Source organism: Nocardioides hungaricus (assembly GCF_054782915.1).
In genome coordinates, this window is record NZ_BAAGRO010000031.1 from 1 (window position 1) to 15,951 (window position 15,951).

At 66.9% G+C, this 15,951-nt stretch carries 14 protein-coding genes; 10 read left to right on the plus strand and 4 right to left on the minus strand.

What is annotated here, in order from left to right; all coding sequences use genetic code 11:
- Positions 1 to 146 precede the first annotated feature (146 nt).
- From ACYVKX_RS12440 to ACYVKX_RS12475, 8 genes are all read left to right on the plus strand, one after another.
- Positions 147 to 2,807: an endonuclease/exonuclease/phosphatase family protein gene (locus ACYVKX_RS12440; protein WP_460832677.1), complete on the plus strand. Its 2,661-nt coding sequence runs from the start codon at positions 147 to 149 to the stop codon at positions 2,805 to 2,807.
- A gap of 114 nt (positions 2,808 to 2,921) precedes the next feature.
- On the plus strand, positions 2,922 to 3,509 hold the full coding sequence (locus ACYVKX_RS12445; protein ID WP_460832679.1) for a P-loop NTPase family protein: 588 nt from the start codon (positions 2,922 to 2,924) through the stop codon (positions 3,507 to 3,509).
- Complete coding sequence (locus ACYVKX_RS12450; protein WP_460832683.1) at positions 3,506 to 3,994, plus strand: hypothetical protein; 489 nt, start codon at positions 3,506 to 3,508, stop codon at positions 3,992 to 3,994. Before ACYVKX_RS12445 ends, ACYVKX_RS12450 begins: the two co-directional genes overlap by 4 nt.
- Before the next feature lie 148 nt (positions 3,995 to 4,142).
- Entirely contained in the window at positions 4,143 to 5,510 is a 1,368-nt protein-coding gene (locus ACYVKX_RS12455; protein ID WP_460832686.1) for a type IV secretory system conjugative DNA transfer family protein, read from the plus strand.
- 13 nt (positions 5,511 to 5,523) lie between these two features.
- Positions 5,524 to 6,210, plus strand: a complete 687-nt coding sequence (locus ACYVKX_RS12460; RefSeq protein WP_460832689.1) for a hypothetical protein — start codon at positions 5,524 to 5,526, stop codon at positions 6,208 to 6,210.
- A gap of 5 nt (positions 6,211 to 6,215) precedes the next feature.
- The gene (locus ACYVKX_RS12465) at positions 6,216 to 6,920 is read left to right on the plus strand and encodes a helix-turn-helix domain-containing protein (RefSeq protein ID WP_460832691.1); all 705 of its coding nucleotides are present in this window, start codon (positions 6,216 to 6,218) and stop codon (positions 6,918 to 6,920) included.
- A gap of 64 nt (positions 6,921 to 6,984) precedes the next feature.
- Complete coding sequence (locus ACYVKX_RS12470; RefSeq protein WP_460832694.1) at positions 6,985 to 7,656, plus strand: hypothetical protein; 672 nt, start codon at positions 6,985 to 6,987, stop codon at positions 7,654 to 7,656.
- A gap of 47 nt (positions 7,657 to 7,703) precedes the next feature.
- Positions 7,704 to 8,198 carry a hypothetical protein gene (locus ACYVKX_RS12475; protein WP_460832696.1) on the plus strand — a complete coding sequence of 165 codons (495 nt, stop codon included), beginning with the start codon at positions 7,704 to 7,706 and terminating at the stop codon, positions 8,196 to 8,198.
- A 48-nt stretch (positions 8,199 to 8,246) separates the two neighbouring features.
- Here the strand turns inward: ACYVKX_RS12475 and ACYVKX_RS12480 are convergent, their stop codons facing one another.
- Complete coding sequence (locus ACYVKX_RS12480; protein WP_460832698.1) at positions 8,247 to 8,822, minus strand: hypothetical protein; 576 nt, start codon at positions 8,820 to 8,822, stop codon at positions 8,247 to 8,249.
- Positions 8,823 to 9,366: 544 nt separating this feature from the next.
- Here ACYVKX_RS12480 and ACYVKX_RS12485 point away from each other — a divergent pair.
- Positions 9,367 to 11,778, plus strand: a complete 2,412-nt coding sequence (locus ACYVKX_RS12485) for an NERD domain-containing protein (protein ID WP_460832700.1) — start codon at positions 9,367 to 9,369, stop codon at positions 11,776 to 11,778.
- A 690-nt stretch (positions 11,779 to 12,468) separates the two neighbouring features.
- Here ACYVKX_RS12485 and ACYVKX_RS12490 read toward each other — a convergent pair.
- Positions 12,469 to 13,821: a ComF family protein gene (locus tag ACYVKX_RS12490; RefSeq protein WP_460832702.1), complete on the minus strand. Its 1,353-nt coding sequence runs from the start codon at positions 13,819 to 13,821 to the stop codon at positions 12,469 to 12,471.
- A gap of 281 nt (positions 13,822 to 14,102) precedes the next feature.
- Positions 14,103 to 14,951 carry a DNA-processing protein DprA gene (locus tag ACYVKX_RS12495; protein ID WP_460832705.1) on the minus strand — a complete coding sequence of 283 codons (849 nt, stop codon included), beginning with the start codon at positions 14,949 to 14,951 and terminating at the stop codon, positions 14,103 to 14,105.
- A 129-nt stretch (positions 14,952 to 15,080) separates the two neighbouring features.
- Between ACYVKX_RS12495 and ACYVKX_RS12500 the strand changes: the two genes are divergently transcribed.
- The gene (locus ACYVKX_RS12500) at positions 15,081 to 15,326 is read left to right on the plus strand and encodes a DUF6069 family protein (protein WP_460832775.1); all 246 of its coding nucleotides are present in this window, start codon (positions 15,081 to 15,083) and stop codon (positions 15,324 to 15,326) included.
- A gap of 43 nt (positions 15,327 to 15,369) precedes the next feature.
- On the opposite strand, the gene ACYVKX_RS12505 is transcribed toward ACYVKX_RS12500, so the two are convergent.
- The gene (locus ACYVKX_RS12505) at positions 15,370 to 15,867 is read right to left on the minus strand and encodes an NUDIX domain-containing protein (RefSeq protein WP_460832707.1); all 498 of its coding nucleotides are present in this window, start codon (positions 15,865 to 15,867) and stop codon (positions 15,370 to 15,372) included.
- Positions 15,868 to 15,951: the final 84 nt, after the last annotated feature.

Sequence of the window (15,951 nt, forward strand, 5' to 3'; positions counted from 1 at the left end):
ACGCCACCTGCACAAACGCAGATCGGAGCGCATGGACGTCTGATCGAACCTGAGTTCCTAGAGATTGTGGCATGAATGTTCGCCGGATTTCTGACGGTTTCTCGCCGAACTTGCACACCCTCGGCGTCCACCGGAGGCGGTGAGTCGTGAAGAAGGGCATCCTGCTCGGCCTGCCGCTGGTGCTGATCTGCCCGCTGATGCTGCTGATGCTGGTCATGGGGAACGCCAACATCGAGGCCGTCAGGGCCGCATGCGCCACCACGGCGACCTCGGGAGGCACGGGCGGGTCGTTCGGGATCGGCACGCTCAACTGGCGCGGCGCCTCGCACTACGAGAAGAACCCCCATCCCGGCGAACGGCCCTACGGCGAGCGAGTGCCGAACATGGTCACCAAGATCGGCGCATCCGGGGCCTCGATCATCGGGTTCCAGGAGTTCGAGCCGCCGCAGGCACAGGCCTTCCTCGAGGCCACCAGCGGCACGTGGGAGATCGTCGCCGGCAAGCGCCGAGGGCACCGATCCACCGCGGACGCGATCGCCTACCAGCCCTCCGCCTGGAAGGTCGACGAGGTCCGCTACGTCTCGATCAGGTACGGCGGCCCAATGATCGAGGTCCCGCTGGTGCGGTTCACCTCCATGTCGGGACTCGGGTCGATCTGGGTGCTCAACACCCACAACCCGGCCAATGCCGTCGGCGGCACGGACGCGATGCGCGATGCCGCAGTCCGCGCCGAGGCCGAGGCGTTGGGGAACCTGCAAGCCGCCGAGCCGAGCACGCCGATGTTCCTGACCGGCGACATGAACGACAAGGCCCGCTTCAAGCGGTTGTTCTTGTCCCTGGCGTCGGGCTGGTCGAGTGCCAACCCCAGTGACCAGCAGATCGACTGGATCATGGGCAGCCCCGCCGCCACGTTCTCCGGCACCGTCGTCGACCAGAGCACCAACGACAGGGCGCACAGCTACACCGACCACCCGTTCGTTCACACCACTGCACAGCTGACCGGATCAGAGTCGGCTCGATCAGATGCCAGCACTGGCCTGGGTGTGATGCCCACCGGGATCACGGCCACGCCCGGTGGCGCGGTGACGGGGCAGGTCCTGGTCACGAACGCCAACATCAAGCTGCGATCTGGGGCGACACCGGGGATCCGCGCCCTCGCCGGCCCGTCTCCAGACTTCATCACTCTCAACGAGGTCGAGGACGTGCCGGTGGCGCAGATGCGTTCGGCCGCGCCCGGCTACGACGCTTACCGCGAGGAGCAGCCGGCGGACACAAATGATGCTGGGCAGGCCATGGGGAGCGCGATCATGTGGCGCTCGGACACCTGGACGATGCTCGACGGTGGCCGCGTCAAGATCGTCGACGACGACCACGTCGTGTTCAAGGGAACGAACAAGCTGTGGGACCGGTTCGCCGCCTGGGGCATCTTCCAGCGTTCCGACGGCGCGGTCGTCTCGGTCATCGCGGTCCACCACATGACGAACGCCTACCGCTATCCGCGCCAGTGGGGGACGCCGCCGATGAGCCGCGCCGAGCAGTACGGCCTCGGCATGGATTACCTGACGAGCCTGGTCGGCGTCCTGGCCCTGTTCGGGCCTGTGTTGGTGGGTGGCGACATGAACTCCCACCCCGGGGATGGGCCCAACGCGGCCGCGCCCCGGATGGAGGCGGCCGGCTACCGCTACACCAAGGACTCCGGCGTCATCTACAACTTCTACGCCGCCCCAGTGAAGGTCACCCAGACGTGGGAGATCAGCAGGGCCGCCGTCCACTCCGACCATCCCGCGCTGTTCACCCGTATGGACATGAACGGCGCTGGCCCCGGTGCGAACTCGCCCGCAGGCGAAACCCGGCCGGCGGGCTGCCCACCGTGCCCGACCACGGTGACCAACGTGTCGATGTTGCTGCCCAACGCGACTGGCCCCGGATCGGTGAGCGATGCCGAAGTCGCGGCCGCGGCCGCGCACCAGGCAGGCTTTCGGGGGGAAGACTTGGTCACCGCGGTGGCCATCGCCCGCGTCGAGTCGACGTGGAATCCCGAGGCCACCAACGGGAGCCACTTCGGGCTGTGGCAGATCGCGCAGGAGCACAAGGGCAAGGTCCCCGGCTGGGACACCCAGGCCGACATCTTCGACCCGCTCCTCAACGCGAGGTACGCCTTCGCTCTCTACTCCGCGCGACCCGGGTCGGGGGAGGCCAAGTTCGCCGACTGGATCCCCTTCGAGAAGACCGACTACCGCCAGTACCTCGATGCCGCCCGCCAAGCGGTCGCCGCCACCGAGGGCGGCACCACGAACGTCGCCGACACTGGCTGCACCGCCTCGCCGATCCAAGTCGCCGGAGAGCTCTCGGCTGCGCTCTCGGCCCGCCTCGACGCCATGATGAAGACCTCCAACGGCCTGTGCGGCTTGTCGTGGACCAGAGGAGCTCCCTGCACGTACGACAACCAGTGCCCCAAGGTGGTCGACGCGCTCTACGGAGGACCCGGGGTCGGCCGTGGCTACGGGAACGGCCAGGACGTCGCCCAAGGCATCATCAACGCCGGGCTGGCCCAGTCCCACGGCACCGGACTCGACCCGCTTCCGCCCGTGGGTGCCGTGGTGTCCTACAACACCGGCAATGGCGTCGGCCACGTGGCGATCTACGTCGGCGGCGGCAAGATCTTCGGCAACGACTACGGCTGTGCCGCCAACGGGGTCTACGGCTGCGTGGGGTTCGCCGACATCCACACACCCGGTGGCTCGGTGACCTGGGCCCTGCCCAAGCAGGCGTTCGACCTCGGCGGGATGCCCGCCGCGGCCGCCTGACCCCAGTGCAGGTGAGAGACCCCTTTGCAGGTGAGAGCGGCCCAGCAACAGCGTTGTGAAAGTCGGTCCCACTGATGTGTCCGATCCGGGCCGGTCTGGGTTGCCTTTCCGAGCATGGAGGTACGTATCGGCATCACACTGAACGGGCGGGCCGCCGGGTTCGACACCAGCAGCGGCCGGCCGCTGCTGCTGGTCGGTGACGTCGGCCGCGGGAAGACAACCACTGCGCGCTTCCTCACCCGCTGGTGGCTGGCGAACACCCGCCGGCATGCGCATGTGTACGCCGAAACAGTCAGCGAGTGGGCCGACCTGCGCTGCAGGCCCGAGCACCCCGCCCAGCTGAACCGGCCGGTCGGCCGAGAGTGTCGACCCGGAACCTGTCTTGTCGTGGTGGACGACATGGACCTGCTCGACGACGACCGGCTCGCCTTGCTGTCTTTGGGAACGGGCCGAACGATCCTGACCTCTCACGGCGGCAACAGCCTCACCGATCGGCCGCTCCTCGTCGGCGACATCACCTGCCTGGGGCTGGTGCGACCGGACCACGCGGACCCTGCCGAAGCGGCAGTGCTCGACGGGCAGGGTCGTCTGGACTGGCCGAGTGACACGGTCGCGGTCATCACGGATCAGCGGGGGCCGATGGACTTCCCGTGTCACCGCTGGCAGGCGTCGGCCGGTAGCTGGATGGCGGTGGCGCGATGAGTATGGAGCGGTCCCGGCGCGACCGGTTCACCAATGTTGCCCCGTCAGCGGGTGAGTTCACGGTGGCCGTGCTCGTTGCCGGGCTCTTCCTCTTCCTGATCACGCCGCTCGTCGTCCAGGGCGTCGTCAGTTGGGCGACCTCGGGGGAGTTCGCGTTACCGACCGGGAGGCTCCTGGAGGCCTACGGCGGCCTGCTGCACGGTCAGTTCGGTGCGGGCCTGCGCCGCGGCGTCGCCGACGCGCTGCCGCCGGCCGCGGTGATGTGGGTGCTCACGATCGCCGGCGAGGTGCTGGTGCTCGGTGCCGCGGTCGTCGTCGGCATGTGGATGCGCGACCTGACCGGCACCAGCTCGCGGCACGGCCTGGCGACCCCGGCTCAGGCCGCGGAGGCGCTCGGGGTGCCGCGCCTGCGCAGGAGCGCCGAGGTGATCCGGCCGGACCTGTACGCCCGCTCCGGGCGAAGCATTCGCGGCGGCAGCAAGTAGCTGGCCACCAAACCGACATCGAAGAAAGGGAAGAATCCACATGTCCACAGGCCTCAAGCACGTAAACCCGCAGGAGGTGGGCTGGCGTCTCGGCCAGGCGGGGCGTAGCGGACCTGAGTTGTGGGTGCCGTTCGATCGAACCACCTGCGTGATCGGCCCTCAGGGTTCGGGCAAGACTCTGGACCTGCTGGTGCCCGCGCTGCTGGATGCCCCCGGCGGCGCTCTGGTGACTCTGACCAAGCCGGAGGACCTGTTCCTCACGTTGGAGGCCCGGCAGCGCGACGGCCGACCGGTCGCGGTCCTCGACCCGTTCAACGCGGCCCCCGGCACGCCAGAGCTGGTGTGGGACCCGATCGCCGGCTGCGAGGACGCGATGCTCGCCGAACGGCGGGCGAAGGCGTTCGCGAACGGGACCATCAAGGGCGCCACCTCTCAGTCCTCCGATCAGGCCGCCCGGTTCTACGCCGGCGAGTGCGCGAAGGTCCTGCAGGCCTACTTCCACGCCGCGGCGATCGCCGGCATCGGCCTGGAGGAAGTGCTGATGTGGGTCTCCAGCCCGCGGGAGTACCCGCAGGCAGAGGAGATCCTGCGTACCCACCCGGCCGCGGAGCCGCTGTGGGACGGTCTGCTTCGTGGCGCCCTGTACGGCGACGAGCGGACGGCGGGCAACACGATCACCACCGTCCAGCAGTCCATGGCGCTGTTCTTCCAGCGGTCGATCAGGGAGCGTTGCGTCCCCTCCGCTACGCGGCCGGCCACCGATGTCGAGGCCCTGATCAAGGCGGGCGGCACGATCTACCTGCTGGGGCGCGACGACCCGTACGCCAGTGCGTCGCCTCTGATGACGGCGGTCACCGAACAGATCCTGGACACGGCCAAGCGGTTGGGGGAGACCTCCCCGCACGGGCGGCTGTGCCCACCGTTCCTGGCCTGCTTGGACGAGCTGCCCTCGACGGCGCCGATCCCGACGCTGTCCACCCGGATGGCCAACGAGCGTGCGCTGGGGCTGTCGTTCATCCTCGCTGCGCAGACGTGGCGGCAGTTCGTGGTGTGCTACGGCGAGGACGAGGCCCGCACCATCTACGGGCTGTCGAACAACCTGGTGGTCTTCGGTGGCGGCAAAGACATCCGCTTCTACCAGGAGCTCTCCGACCTGATCGGGTCGACCAGCCACACCGAGACCCGGTACTCCTCGCGCGGCCATGAGTTGTTCGGCGTGATGGACCGGTCATATGACCAGCGCAGGGTGCCGATCCTCGAGCCGGCCGAGCTGCGCCGCATCGAGCAGCGCAAGGCCCTGGTGCTGGCTGAGATGTACGACCCGATCATCGCGCATCTGCACCGCTGCATCGACGGCAGGCGCGGCAAGGAACTACTGGCCGCGCAGAAGCGTGCCCGGCTCGCGACCCGCGGCCACGACAAGGACGCGGAGACCACCCACCCGGTGGAGTTCGAGCCCACGGTGCCGACCGAGACGCTTTCCCGGACCCGGCAGCGGCTCGGGATGCCGAAGTAGCGAGGAGCAGCCCATGACAACAACGCACCCCTCTCAGCTCGCCGCCCGCGCAGCGGGCGGGCCCGCTGCACCGAACGGCAACGGCATGATGCCGCTGGTCGGCCCGATGGTGCGCCCGTTCCCCGAGCCCGGCCCGACGATCCGCACGGCGATGGAGCAGCTGCAGCAGGCCACGGTCGAGCCGCCAGCCGATGAGGAAGAGCTGCGCGAGCTCGCGCAGATGCCTCGGCCGTGGGACCCGGCGACGTGCACCGGGCTGATGCGATCTGAACTGTGGGCGTGGCTGGACCTGGTCGCGATGTGGCTCAACGAGCAGCACCTGTGGAACGTGACCCGCCCCGGGATCCCCGAGTGCTGGCCCGCGCACCCGCACCTGGTTCACGACCTCGCGGTGCTGGCCTGCAGCCGCTACTACACCACCTTCGCCGTCACCCCGGCCGCGCTGGAGGACTGGCACCGCTACGGGCTACCGGGATTCCTCGAGCGGCTGCGGGACCGGCTCGGCGACGGCTGCCAGCCAAGCAAGCACCAGCCCCGCCCCCGCCACGAGCGCGACGAGAACCACGCCTCCACACCGGTGCGACGCGGCCGCAGGCAGCGCTACCGAGACGACGTCGACCGGGCTGGCGAGATGGCCGCGGTCACCAGCAAACCCGACGACGCCACGCCCGACCAGGACGACCTTCACGAAAGGTGGTAGCCGCGATGGCCACTCCAGAAAACAACAGCCGGCGGCTTCGGCTCGTCGACGACCAACAGGACCAGCCCGCCGAGGCGGCGGCACCGGACGGGGAGCTCACCGCCAAGCAGGCGGCGGCGTTCGCCGCGCTGGTTGCCAACGCGAATCAGTCCGCCGTCGAGCGGACGCTTGACCAGATGAACGCCGAGCAGCTGCGGTCGCTCGCGATCGCGCTGGCCACCCAGGTCAACGCCGCCGAAAACGCCACAGGCGAGGTCGCCGACGTCGGCCCCGACGGCATCTGCGCGATCGCGATCGCGACAGCCGCGCAGTCCTTCGGTACCACTCGCGACGCCGTGCTCAGCGCCGACCGCCACCGAGCGGTCACCGACGCCCGTGCCGTGGCCATGACGGCAGCCCGGCGCGGAGGCCTGACCCTGCCGGCGATCGCGACCTACTTCGGCAAGGACCACACCAGCGTCATGTATGCGCAGAACAAGGTCGCGAACAACCCTCGGCTCAACGCAGTCTGCGCCCGCATCGTTGACCAACTCGACGACCACTACGCGCAGCCGACCAGCATCCCCGCCGAGGACCCCGCCGCCCCCGAGAGCGGGCGCAGCACAACGCTGCAGCTGGCCGCCCTCGACCAGGCCCGCAACGACACCGCCCGTCGCCACCAAGACGAAGGCGATCAGCGGGTCACGGTCTCGGCTGCACCCGCCAGGTAGGGCAGGGCCGCGCGAGATGCTGAGCCGGGACCAGCAGAACTTGCTGGGTGCACTGGGCTCCTCAATGGCTGCCGACGCTCTCCTCGATCGTCTCCGCCCGAGCGGGACACTGGAAGGTGGCGGATCAGCACCGCAGGAAGGCTGCTGGATCAATTACAACCGCAAGTCGGTCTGGCTCGAAGACCACTCGGGGTACGCCGAGGCGATGAAGGAGGCCGGCACCGACAAGGACGCCTGGCGCCGGATCAGGCCGAAGGTCGTGTTGAAGGCGACCTGGGCCGAGGTCGCGGCGTACGGCGCGACGCTGCCGCAGGAGTTGCGGACCGAGCTGGACACACTGCGGCGCACCGAACGCGACGAGAGCCGCAGCTGGAGCGAGTTCAGCGATGCTCGCGGCGGCTGGCCCTGGCGTAGACGCTTCGACTCCGACGAGGAGCACCAAGAGGCTCAGGCCGAGTGGGACGAGGTCTACGGCAAGCACCTCGTCGCACTGCGTGACGTTTGGGACCGCCAGAAGGCGGCGATCTCGCGCGCGCTTCCGCTCACCGTCGATGACGAACCCGTGGACCTCCTCGAGCTCCTCGAGCAGCAACCAGCCGCGCCGGCCGCGCCGACCCACTCCACGGCACTGCAGGCCGGCGCGTTACGGGCCGCGACCACCGCTCCGTCGCCGACGGTGGCACCGGACGAAGGACTCTTCACCCTCCCGGGCCCCGATCCGGCCACCGGCCGCTGAGCACCACGGCACCGATCAGTGTCGGTGCCGGCGTCTACGTTGGCCGCATGCAGCTCACGGCGGACGAGGTTGACCGGTTCTGGTCGCGCGTCGTGAAGGGCCCTCGGGAGACCGATTGTTGGTTGTGGGCCGGGGGCGGCACAGCCGCGATCGGTGACGACGGGTACGGGCGCTTTTGGGTATCCCGGGAAGGTCGCCAGAGGGTACTGAGGCCTCATCGGGTGGCCTGGGCGCTTGCCGAAGGAGTGTCGATCGACCTTCCCCCGGTGGTCGAGCACGTCGTGTGTGACAACCCGATCTGCGTACGCGCCGAGGGCACCCTGCTGGATCACCTCGAAGGGTCAACGCAAGCAGCGAACCTTTCCCGGATCGCGCAGCATGGCCGCCGCGGTGCGCGCGGCTACCGCAGCCGGATGTTCGGCCGAGAGGCGATGTACCGCCGGTCGCTCGCGCTGCGAGCCGCGGTGGCGGACGGCTGGGATGACGAGCGGATCGCCCGCGCGCTGGCGTCGCTCGACGAGGCGCAGATGGCGCTGTTCTGAGGCACCTTTTGCCGGAGGCCGAGCCAGGGCGGCCCCCTCAAGCAGCCGTCAGTCGCTGGCGAGTCCGGCCGCGTAGCACAGAGCCTCGTCGAGCGACGTCAGAAGGGTGGTTCGCTCGCCCAAGTAGAGGCGCCCAGTCACATACAGGACCTCTGCCCACAGGTGCTCCGCGGCAGGGACGAAGCCGGGGTAGCAAGGCCAGCCGCTTGCCGGGCACCGGTCCGCATCGCCGACCAGCCAACTGCCGACAAGGGTGTAGCCGTCGACGACACCCGGCTCGACCACGTCAAAGTGGCGGGTGGCCAGTTGCTCAGGCGTTCGTGGGTGGATCGGGCGCATCAGGCCGAGGCCGCGTGCGACCGTCAGGGGATCGTGTTGGAGCTGGGTGCACAGCTCGACAAGAACGCAATCGGGGCGAGGCAGTGTCGGTCCGCTCCAACCAACGGAGACCGTGGGAGGGGCGTCTCGGTCGCCGTTGTTGGGCCACAGTGATGCCCAGTACGACCTGGTGTTGAGGTCGTATCCCCATGTGCTGTGGTGCTCGTAGCCCGGGATGTCGACGGAGTCGTTTAGCTCTTCTCCCACGACCAGAGCTGAGTTCCGAGAGTCGAGGTCCATCTCCATGTCGGTCGAGTGTTCCACGCCGCACCGACATTCCATGACGCCACTGATGCAGCCGACGGCAACACCGACGGCGTCGGCGGTTGTCGAGAGGCAGCCAAGATTGATCGACTCCCCACGGGGTCCTTGACCCAACGCCGCTTTCCGAGGAGTCCGTCAAAATACATAGGGGCTGCCGGATACTCACGTGCGATTCGAGCCGAGCGGACACGCGGCCCCCATATGCTCAGCGGGTGTCGGCTGCCCAGGACCAAGTTCATGCGATCCTCGCGTTTAGCCAGCGCATGGTCAGGCGTCAGGTGCTCGCGCAACGCCGCCTCACGGCGGGGAGGACTCTCCGACGCCGTCTCCGAAGCCGTGCTCGGCAACCAGACCAGCCACCACAAGATGACCGGTTACTTCTTCACCGACGAGGTGAAGGTCCAGCTCGTGAAGCTGCTCGCCGAGCTCGTGCACGAGACCTGAAGGCCGAGGGTTGCAGAATGACGGGTCGACGGTGCGACTCCCACTCCGTCATAGACCGCGCTGGCGCGCCGGGGAGGTAGACGTGGCAGCGGTTCACACCGACCTTCCCTCAGGCGACGGCCATGAGGGCGAGCGCCGCTTCGCCGAAGCGCTCCGGTCGATCGCTGGCGACCCGGCTCACCTCTGGTTCGGCGTCGATCATCTCCCCGGTGTCGGCGACATCGACACGATCATCGCGATCCCGCAGATCGGCGTCTTTGTCATCGAGGTCAAGGCTGTAGGTCTCGAAGCAATCGAGGAGTACGGCCCTGGCGTCTGTCGGATCCGCAACCGCCCTGGGACAAAGACTCCACTCAAGCAGGCACGCTCCGCGCAGATCCAGCTCGTGCAGTACTTGAGGGATGTGGCGCAAATCAAGCGGCCGCCGTTCTTCTTCGTGACGGCGGCATGGCCGCGGATCTCCAGGGCGGAGTTCTTGGCAAGGTGGCCCGGGCCCGCGGTGGCCGCACAGGCGGAGGGCATGCTCTTCGCCGAGGACATCAAGTCCGAGGTCTCACTCATCGCCGTTCTGGAGCGGGCGATCGCGCGCCCACCGCTTGGCGGAGCACCGGAACGCCGGCCGGAGTTGTCGCAGCGAGACATCGAGGCGGTACGGGTTGCGATCTCGCCTCGCGCGACTGTGGAGCCAACGCTGGTCGACGTCGAGCGAATGAAGGTGGTGGAGACCAACACTCGCAAGCGGCGGAAGCAGTACCTGGAGCCCGGAGAGTCGAAAGAAGTCCTCTTCCGAGGGAAGCCTGGCACCGGGAAGACGTTCAGATTGCTGGAGATTGCGATCGGCCACGCCCGGGCCGGGCGAAGCGTCATACTCGCCTGCTACAACATGGTCCTGGCAGCTGAGCTGCGCAGGATGCTGCTCCTCGACCCGCAGGCACGAGCGATGATCGGCGCCATCGACATCGTCGATGTCTTTCAACTGCTGAGTCGGTACCCGTGGGACAACTCTGACTTCGAGGCTGGGTCGTACAACACGTCTGCGACTCGCATGGTCCATCGAGTGATCACCAGCCAGGCACCGTTGGACACCTACGGATCGGTGCTTGTTGACGAAGCGCAGGACCTTGAGCCGTGGATGCACGATCTCCTGCGCTGGCACGCTGAGCCACGGGCGGAGTGGTTCGTCGCCGAGGGTATCGGGCAGGCCCTCTATCGTGATGCCCCAGCGCCGTGGCTGCGGGAGTACTCAGAACGCGCCAAGCAGGCGAAGATGATCGAGAACCTGCGCCGCGTGTTTCGCACATCAAAGGCAGACTTCTACGTCGCACAGTGCACGTACGAACGGTCCCCAGAGATGTCAGCCATCGTCGACTGGCTGACGGCCCACCCATTCCGCCCTGTCGGTCCGGCGACCAGGCAGGTCGAGGACCAACAGTTCGCGTTGAATCTCGGTGATCTCGAGTTCGCCGACGACGACTTCGACCGAATGGGTACCGCGCCCACGTTGTCCAACATGCCGGTGCTCGCTGAAACACTGTCCGCGTCTGCGTACCGGGCCGAGGTCGTCAAGTCGTATGCGGCACTTATCGCCGAGGAGTTGGAAATTCTCGGGCGGATTGAAGCGCCCGGAGATCTGGCGATCCTTGTGCCACGGACGAGGAAGTGGAGCGCCATGGGCGAGCGCATCTGCGACGCCCTCGAATTGCTCGGCGTCGACTTCCTGGACCAGGTCGACGACAGCCATGCCAAGCGCCGCCCGCTCCCCGCCAAGACCGTCCGGGTTGTCACCTACCACTCTGCCCGCGGTATCGAAGCGTCACGAGTGATGCTCCTTGGCCTTGAGGAGTTGGGCCGCAAGGTCGGAGGCACGGAGCAACGAATCAAGAACCTTGCGTACGTGGCGCTTTCCCGGGCCAAGCACGGGACCCGCATCGTGGTCCCGGCTGAACGCGCCGGTCCGCACCTCGACTTCGTGAAAGCGATGATCGGTCGCCTCGCCGAGGAAATCGAAGTGCCCGCACCCGCCACAGCAGAGATCGCGACGCAGCCTCGCGACGACCTGCACTGGATCCGAGGAGAAGTAGCTCGCCTGGTCCCAGACCGCGGATTCGGCTTTCTGACGGGCCCCGAGGGCGACCACTTCTTTCACGTCAACTCGCTGTTCGACGTTGAACAAGGCGAGCTCGAAGTCGGACAGAAGGTCCACTACGCCATCGAGTCCACCAGCGATTCACCGCGCGCGACCTTCGTCTGCCGCGCGTTGCCCGTTGCGCTGAATGACCCACCCGAAGACGGGCGCGTGGGCGCTCTCGTCATCGAGCCGATAGGTGACCGCGGGTTCGGCTTCCTGCTGTCGCCATCAGTCAGCGGGCGGATCTTCTTCCACTACAGCAGCCTCGGCGAGGCTGAGCGCCCAGATCGCGGCGACCGCGTCGACGCGACGATCGAAGTAGACGAAGCCGGCCGCCCTCGCGCCACCCACGTTCGAACACGCTGACCGCCGCTGCAACTCAGGGCAGGCCCCAATGTCCACTGCCCTGGTAGATCTTGAGCGACTTTACGTTTGCTCGAGATTGGCTGCATCTCGACAGCTGTCGAGATGCAGGAGAGATTGCCCGGTCTCCCGCGGGCAACTTTGTCCTTTCCGCGGCCCAGGATCCCTATCGGTCAAAGATCGCGCCGAGGATGCGTGCTCGACGCGCACTACCGACCCACTTCCAGGACCTCGCTCGACTTGACCGTAGCTCCGGTTGCGCGGCTGTCCCCGGTGAATAATCCCCGATTGCGCCTTCGGTCGGTCAGACCACAACGTTCGGATCCTGCAGCGGTCGGTTCGCGGCGCTCACCCCCTACAGCACGAGGGCGGTTCCGACTGCGAGCAGCCAGATCGACCAGGCGACGTACGTGATGGGGGTCAACACCCCGACTCCGCGGGCTCGCCGGCACCGGCTTCATTGCCACGCTCGCAGCGATGGTGGCCACCACCCTCGCCGCTGCGCTTGCCCAGGCCGTTGTCCGCGACCGCCGGGGTGACAGGCTTCTTCTCGGTCGTGGGCATCGTCATTGCCGCCGCTCTTCTCCGTCCGCCGCCGGGTCCTCGAGCGTGGGCATTGGCTCCTCCTCGATCGTTCGTCGAAGATGAGGTGTCATCGGTGCGCCAGTCCCGCGCTCGTGACTGCCTCCGACTTCAGCAGAGAGAGTCCGAGAACTCGATCACCATCTCCGTCATCAGCGAGATTTGCTCGGCCACGTCGTCAGGTATTCCTTCCTGGTCGGCGTAGTCCTCAACCTGGGAGCGAGCCTCAGGGATCGTGAGGCCTTCATCTACTGCGGGACAGACTGATTCGATCGCGTTCTGTGCTTCACCCAGCGTGATCGCTGCGACACCGTGCTCGGGTGCCCTTGCGTTCACGGCAGCGCGGAATGCCTGAGCATCGGTCGGAGCGGACCCTTCGGACCCTTCGGACGAGCCGGTCGAGGTGGCAAGCAGCGGTGCGAGGAAGAGCGCCGTAACACCCATCGCCGCGATTGTGAACAACCCGACGGCTGCGGCCTTGTGGATTGACTTGAGCAGCCAGTTGACACCACCGGCCGTGAGAGCGAACACCATGAAGATGGCGTAGCCGTTGAACCCGGCAGGCCCCCACAGCCCGCCATAACGGTCAAGCGGATTCAGCGAGATTCCGATGTTGGAAAGGAGTATGGGAAGGATGAAGACGAGCGCAAAAGGGGCCGCAAGGATCACGGTCATCGTGAGCGCCGCCGATTCGGAAAGTCGCGATGGCTCGTCGGGCGGGTCGGCTGGCCCCGATGCGGTCGCGTCGGCAGATCGGCCAGTCCCGCGGTCGGCACCGCCCGGTGCCGTCGAGGTCAGTGCTGCGGCCCTGGGCGTACGTGTAGGCGGCGTCGGGGATGCCTTGCGACTGGCTGAGGTCGATGCGATTGGTGCTGGCTCCGCCCACGGATCGTGGCTTGGTGTGTCCCCGGGATCTGCTGGCGGCTGACTCCACGGGTCGACGGGAGATTCCCACGTGTCAGGGTCCGGCGGCTCCCAATCATCTTCCGGAGGCTCCCAGTCGTCCAAGCTGGACTGGCCGTCGCCGGACTGGTGTGTCCCTGAGGCTTGCACCAACTGGCGGCTGCACACCGGACAGAACTCATCACGCTCAGCGCGCCCGCGCGCGGCGGCCAGATACCCGTCAGTCATCCACTCCACGTCCGCGTGGCGTCCGAGGACAACGATGGTGACCTCAGAGGCCCCTGCCTGGTAGAGCGCCCTCGCGGCGCTCATGGATGTCGCGCCTCGCGTGAATGTGTCGTCGATCAGCAACACGTGTTCATCACTGACGTCGCGGGCCGCGAATCGATCCTCGTCAGGAACGTGTGTGTCAACCTCGGTGTCAAGGACCTCGAGGGCGTCCTCGATCCAGGTGCTGGCTCCCCATTGGGTCTCCTCAAGCAGCGATTCAACGGGGTTGCTTCGGCTCTTTCTGCTTGGGACGAACGTAACGGTGTCGACGTCGCCGGCGTGCTTCAGCACGTGAGGCAGCCGCTCGTCGATGAACGAAGTCAGCTCCGCCTCGGCTGATGAACGCTCTGTCTGGCTCGTGGATCGCTTGTAGTTCCACAATGCGAGGGCGAGCGGTGACTTCTTGACGGCCAGACCGAGTGGCAGAACCGTCGGAACCGGATAGGTCGTTCCAAGTTCCAGAGTCCGGAGGATCTGGTTGCAGCTGTAGCAACGGGAGTAGCTCGTTGAACTCGCTCGGCAGACTTCGCAAACGCCCGGTCCAATCAGAGGAACAGGCAGGGCTCGACTCGTCATGCGGTGACCAGGACTTCCTCGGGGCTGCTGACGAAATGCGCCATGCCCGCGTTCACGAACTTGTTAGCCCACGGGTGAACCCGGAGGCGATGGTGCAGAAAAAGCTGGCGCCCTTGTTCGGCAGCAAGCCGGGCTTGCAATGCAGCTCCGCTGCGCTCATCTGCGTCGATCACAAGTGTCGCTCGAGCCCACGCGGCCATCACGGCGTTCCGCATGGGGAAGGATGTCTTCGTGGGCGGCGCATCCGGCAGGAACTGTGAAACAACAAGGTAACGCTTCGCAACCTCCTCCTGGAGGTCCGCGTTTTCCTTTGGATACACCCGGTCTATCCCGGTGCCGATCACGGCGACGGTCCGTCGGTCTTCGCCGAGTGCCCCGAGGTGTGCCTCGCGGTCGATGCCCGCAGCCAGACCGCTGATCACAACAGCGCCGAGCCGGGCGATTTCACCGGCCCATGACCGTGCCGTGGCCAGTGCATCCTCGCTCACCCTGCGAGAGCCGATTATCGCGACTCCGTTGTAGTCCTCCACGTCGAGGGTGCCGCGGTAGAAGAGGAACAGGGGTGGTGATTTGAGTTGCGCTACCTGTTGAGGAAACTCAGGTGAGCTGATCGTCAGCGACCTGATCCCGCGCTGCTCCAGCTCGCTGAGCATGTTCGAGTAGCGCTCGATGAGATGTTCGGTCGGGGGGCCGTCCCCGAACAGCCCATCCTGGAAGTACCCGCGCTCATCGAGCACCAGACCAACGGAGCCACGATCGCGAACCTCGCGCGCTAGCTTGGCCCAAGGGTCTGAATCGAGCTGAGCCAAGGCCAAGGCCGCGGCCACCTGATTCAGCTCACTCATGCACTAATTCTCCCAGATCAGTGGATCGAAATGGGCGTGTTGCTCGGTTCGGTGTCGGCCGCCTCGGTTTAGACCGTCCGGCACAGCGGGAGAGCTGCAGCCGCGAAGGCCTGAGCCTGCTGCCCCACAATCGCCGCGTCTCGCACGAGGCCTGGATCGCGGGCTGCTCGATCGCGGAGACGTGGCGCCTCGAGCGCTCGCCCCGCCGATCGATTCGTGCGGACGGCAGTGTCGCTGACCGCGATCTCGTTGGTCCCGCCCTTCCTCTCCGAGGCAAACACCGCCACCACCACCGCCCTCCTGGGGCTACACCTCGTCGCTGCGACGGTGATGATCCCCACCCTGGCGCGGAGCCTCCGCACCCGGACCGATTGAGGATCCGCCAGCGGGGACGGGCGGATCGCGGCACAGCCGACATTCAGATGTCGATGGGGTACTGATCAACCCGCTCGTTGAGCAGATCACGGAGCAGGTCAGGCAAATGCCGGGGGCGGAACTCCTCAGGGTCCGGGAGCTCATCCATGTCTGCGAGCGTCCACCAACGGAACTCCGTGATGCCTTCGCCCACCGTCAACTCCTCGGGCGTCCACGTCCCGTTAGCGGCGAAGGAGTCGCACCGCACAACGAAGTAGTCGTGGATCGCGCCATCCCAGTTCTTGGAGTAGGAGGGTGATACCACCTCTTGGTGCCAGACATGCAGGACCTCCTCGCCCGATGCTTGGTACCCGACTTCCTCATTGAGTTCTCGCAGGACGGCGTCGACGGGTGTCTCGCCTGGGTCCAGCCCGCCACCGGGCGGTGCCCACACCACCGCACCGATGTGGCGAGCAGTCAGATCATGCCTCGCGAGCAACAGGCGGTCGTTCTCATCGAGAAGCAGTGCGCGCGCTGTTTGGCGGAGCCGTCGGGTAGGCACGGCGTAACCGTATGTGACAACCAGAGATGGATTGATTGACACCGCATCCGCTCGTGTCCGGGGCCCGGTAAACCGAACGACGTA

What these genes read in the sequence shown, in the direction of transcription:
- ACYVKX_RS12445 (WP_460832679.1), top strand. Translation starts at nt 2,922, where the DNA reads ATGGAGGTACGTATCGGCATCACACTGAACGGGCGGGCCGCCGGGTTC.
- ACYVKX_RS12450 (WP_460832683.1), top strand. Translation starts at nt 3,506, where the DNA reads ATGAGTATGGAGCGGTCCCGGCGCGACCGGTTCACCAATGTTGCCCCG.
- ACYVKX_RS12460 (WP_460832689.1), top strand. Translation starts at nt 5,524, where the DNA reads ATGACAACAACGCACCCCTCTCAGCTCGCCGCCCGCGCAGCGGGCGGG.
- ACYVKX_RS12465 (WP_460832691.1), top strand. Translation starts at nt 6,216, where the DNA reads ATGGCCACTCCAGAAAACAACAGCCGGCGGCTTCGGCTCGTCGACGAC.
- ACYVKX_RS12470 (WP_460832694.1), top strand. Translation starts at nt 6,985, where the DNA reads ATGGCTGCCGACGCTCTCCTCGATCGTCTCCGCCCGAGCGGGACACTG.
- ACYVKX_RS12475 (WP_460832696.1), top strand. Translation starts at nt 7,704, where the DNA reads ATGCAGCTCACGGCGGACGAGGTTGACCGGTTCTGGTCGCGCGTCGTG.
- ACYVKX_RS12480 (WP_460832698.1), bottom strand. Translation starts at nt 8,822, where the DNA reads ATGGAGATGGACCTCGACTCTCGGAACTCAGCTCTGGTCGTGGGAGAA.
- ACYVKX_RS12495 (WP_460832705.1), bottom strand. Translation starts at nt 14,951, where the DNA reads ATGAGTGAGCTGAATCAGGTGGCCGCGGCCTTGGCCTTGGCTCAGCTC.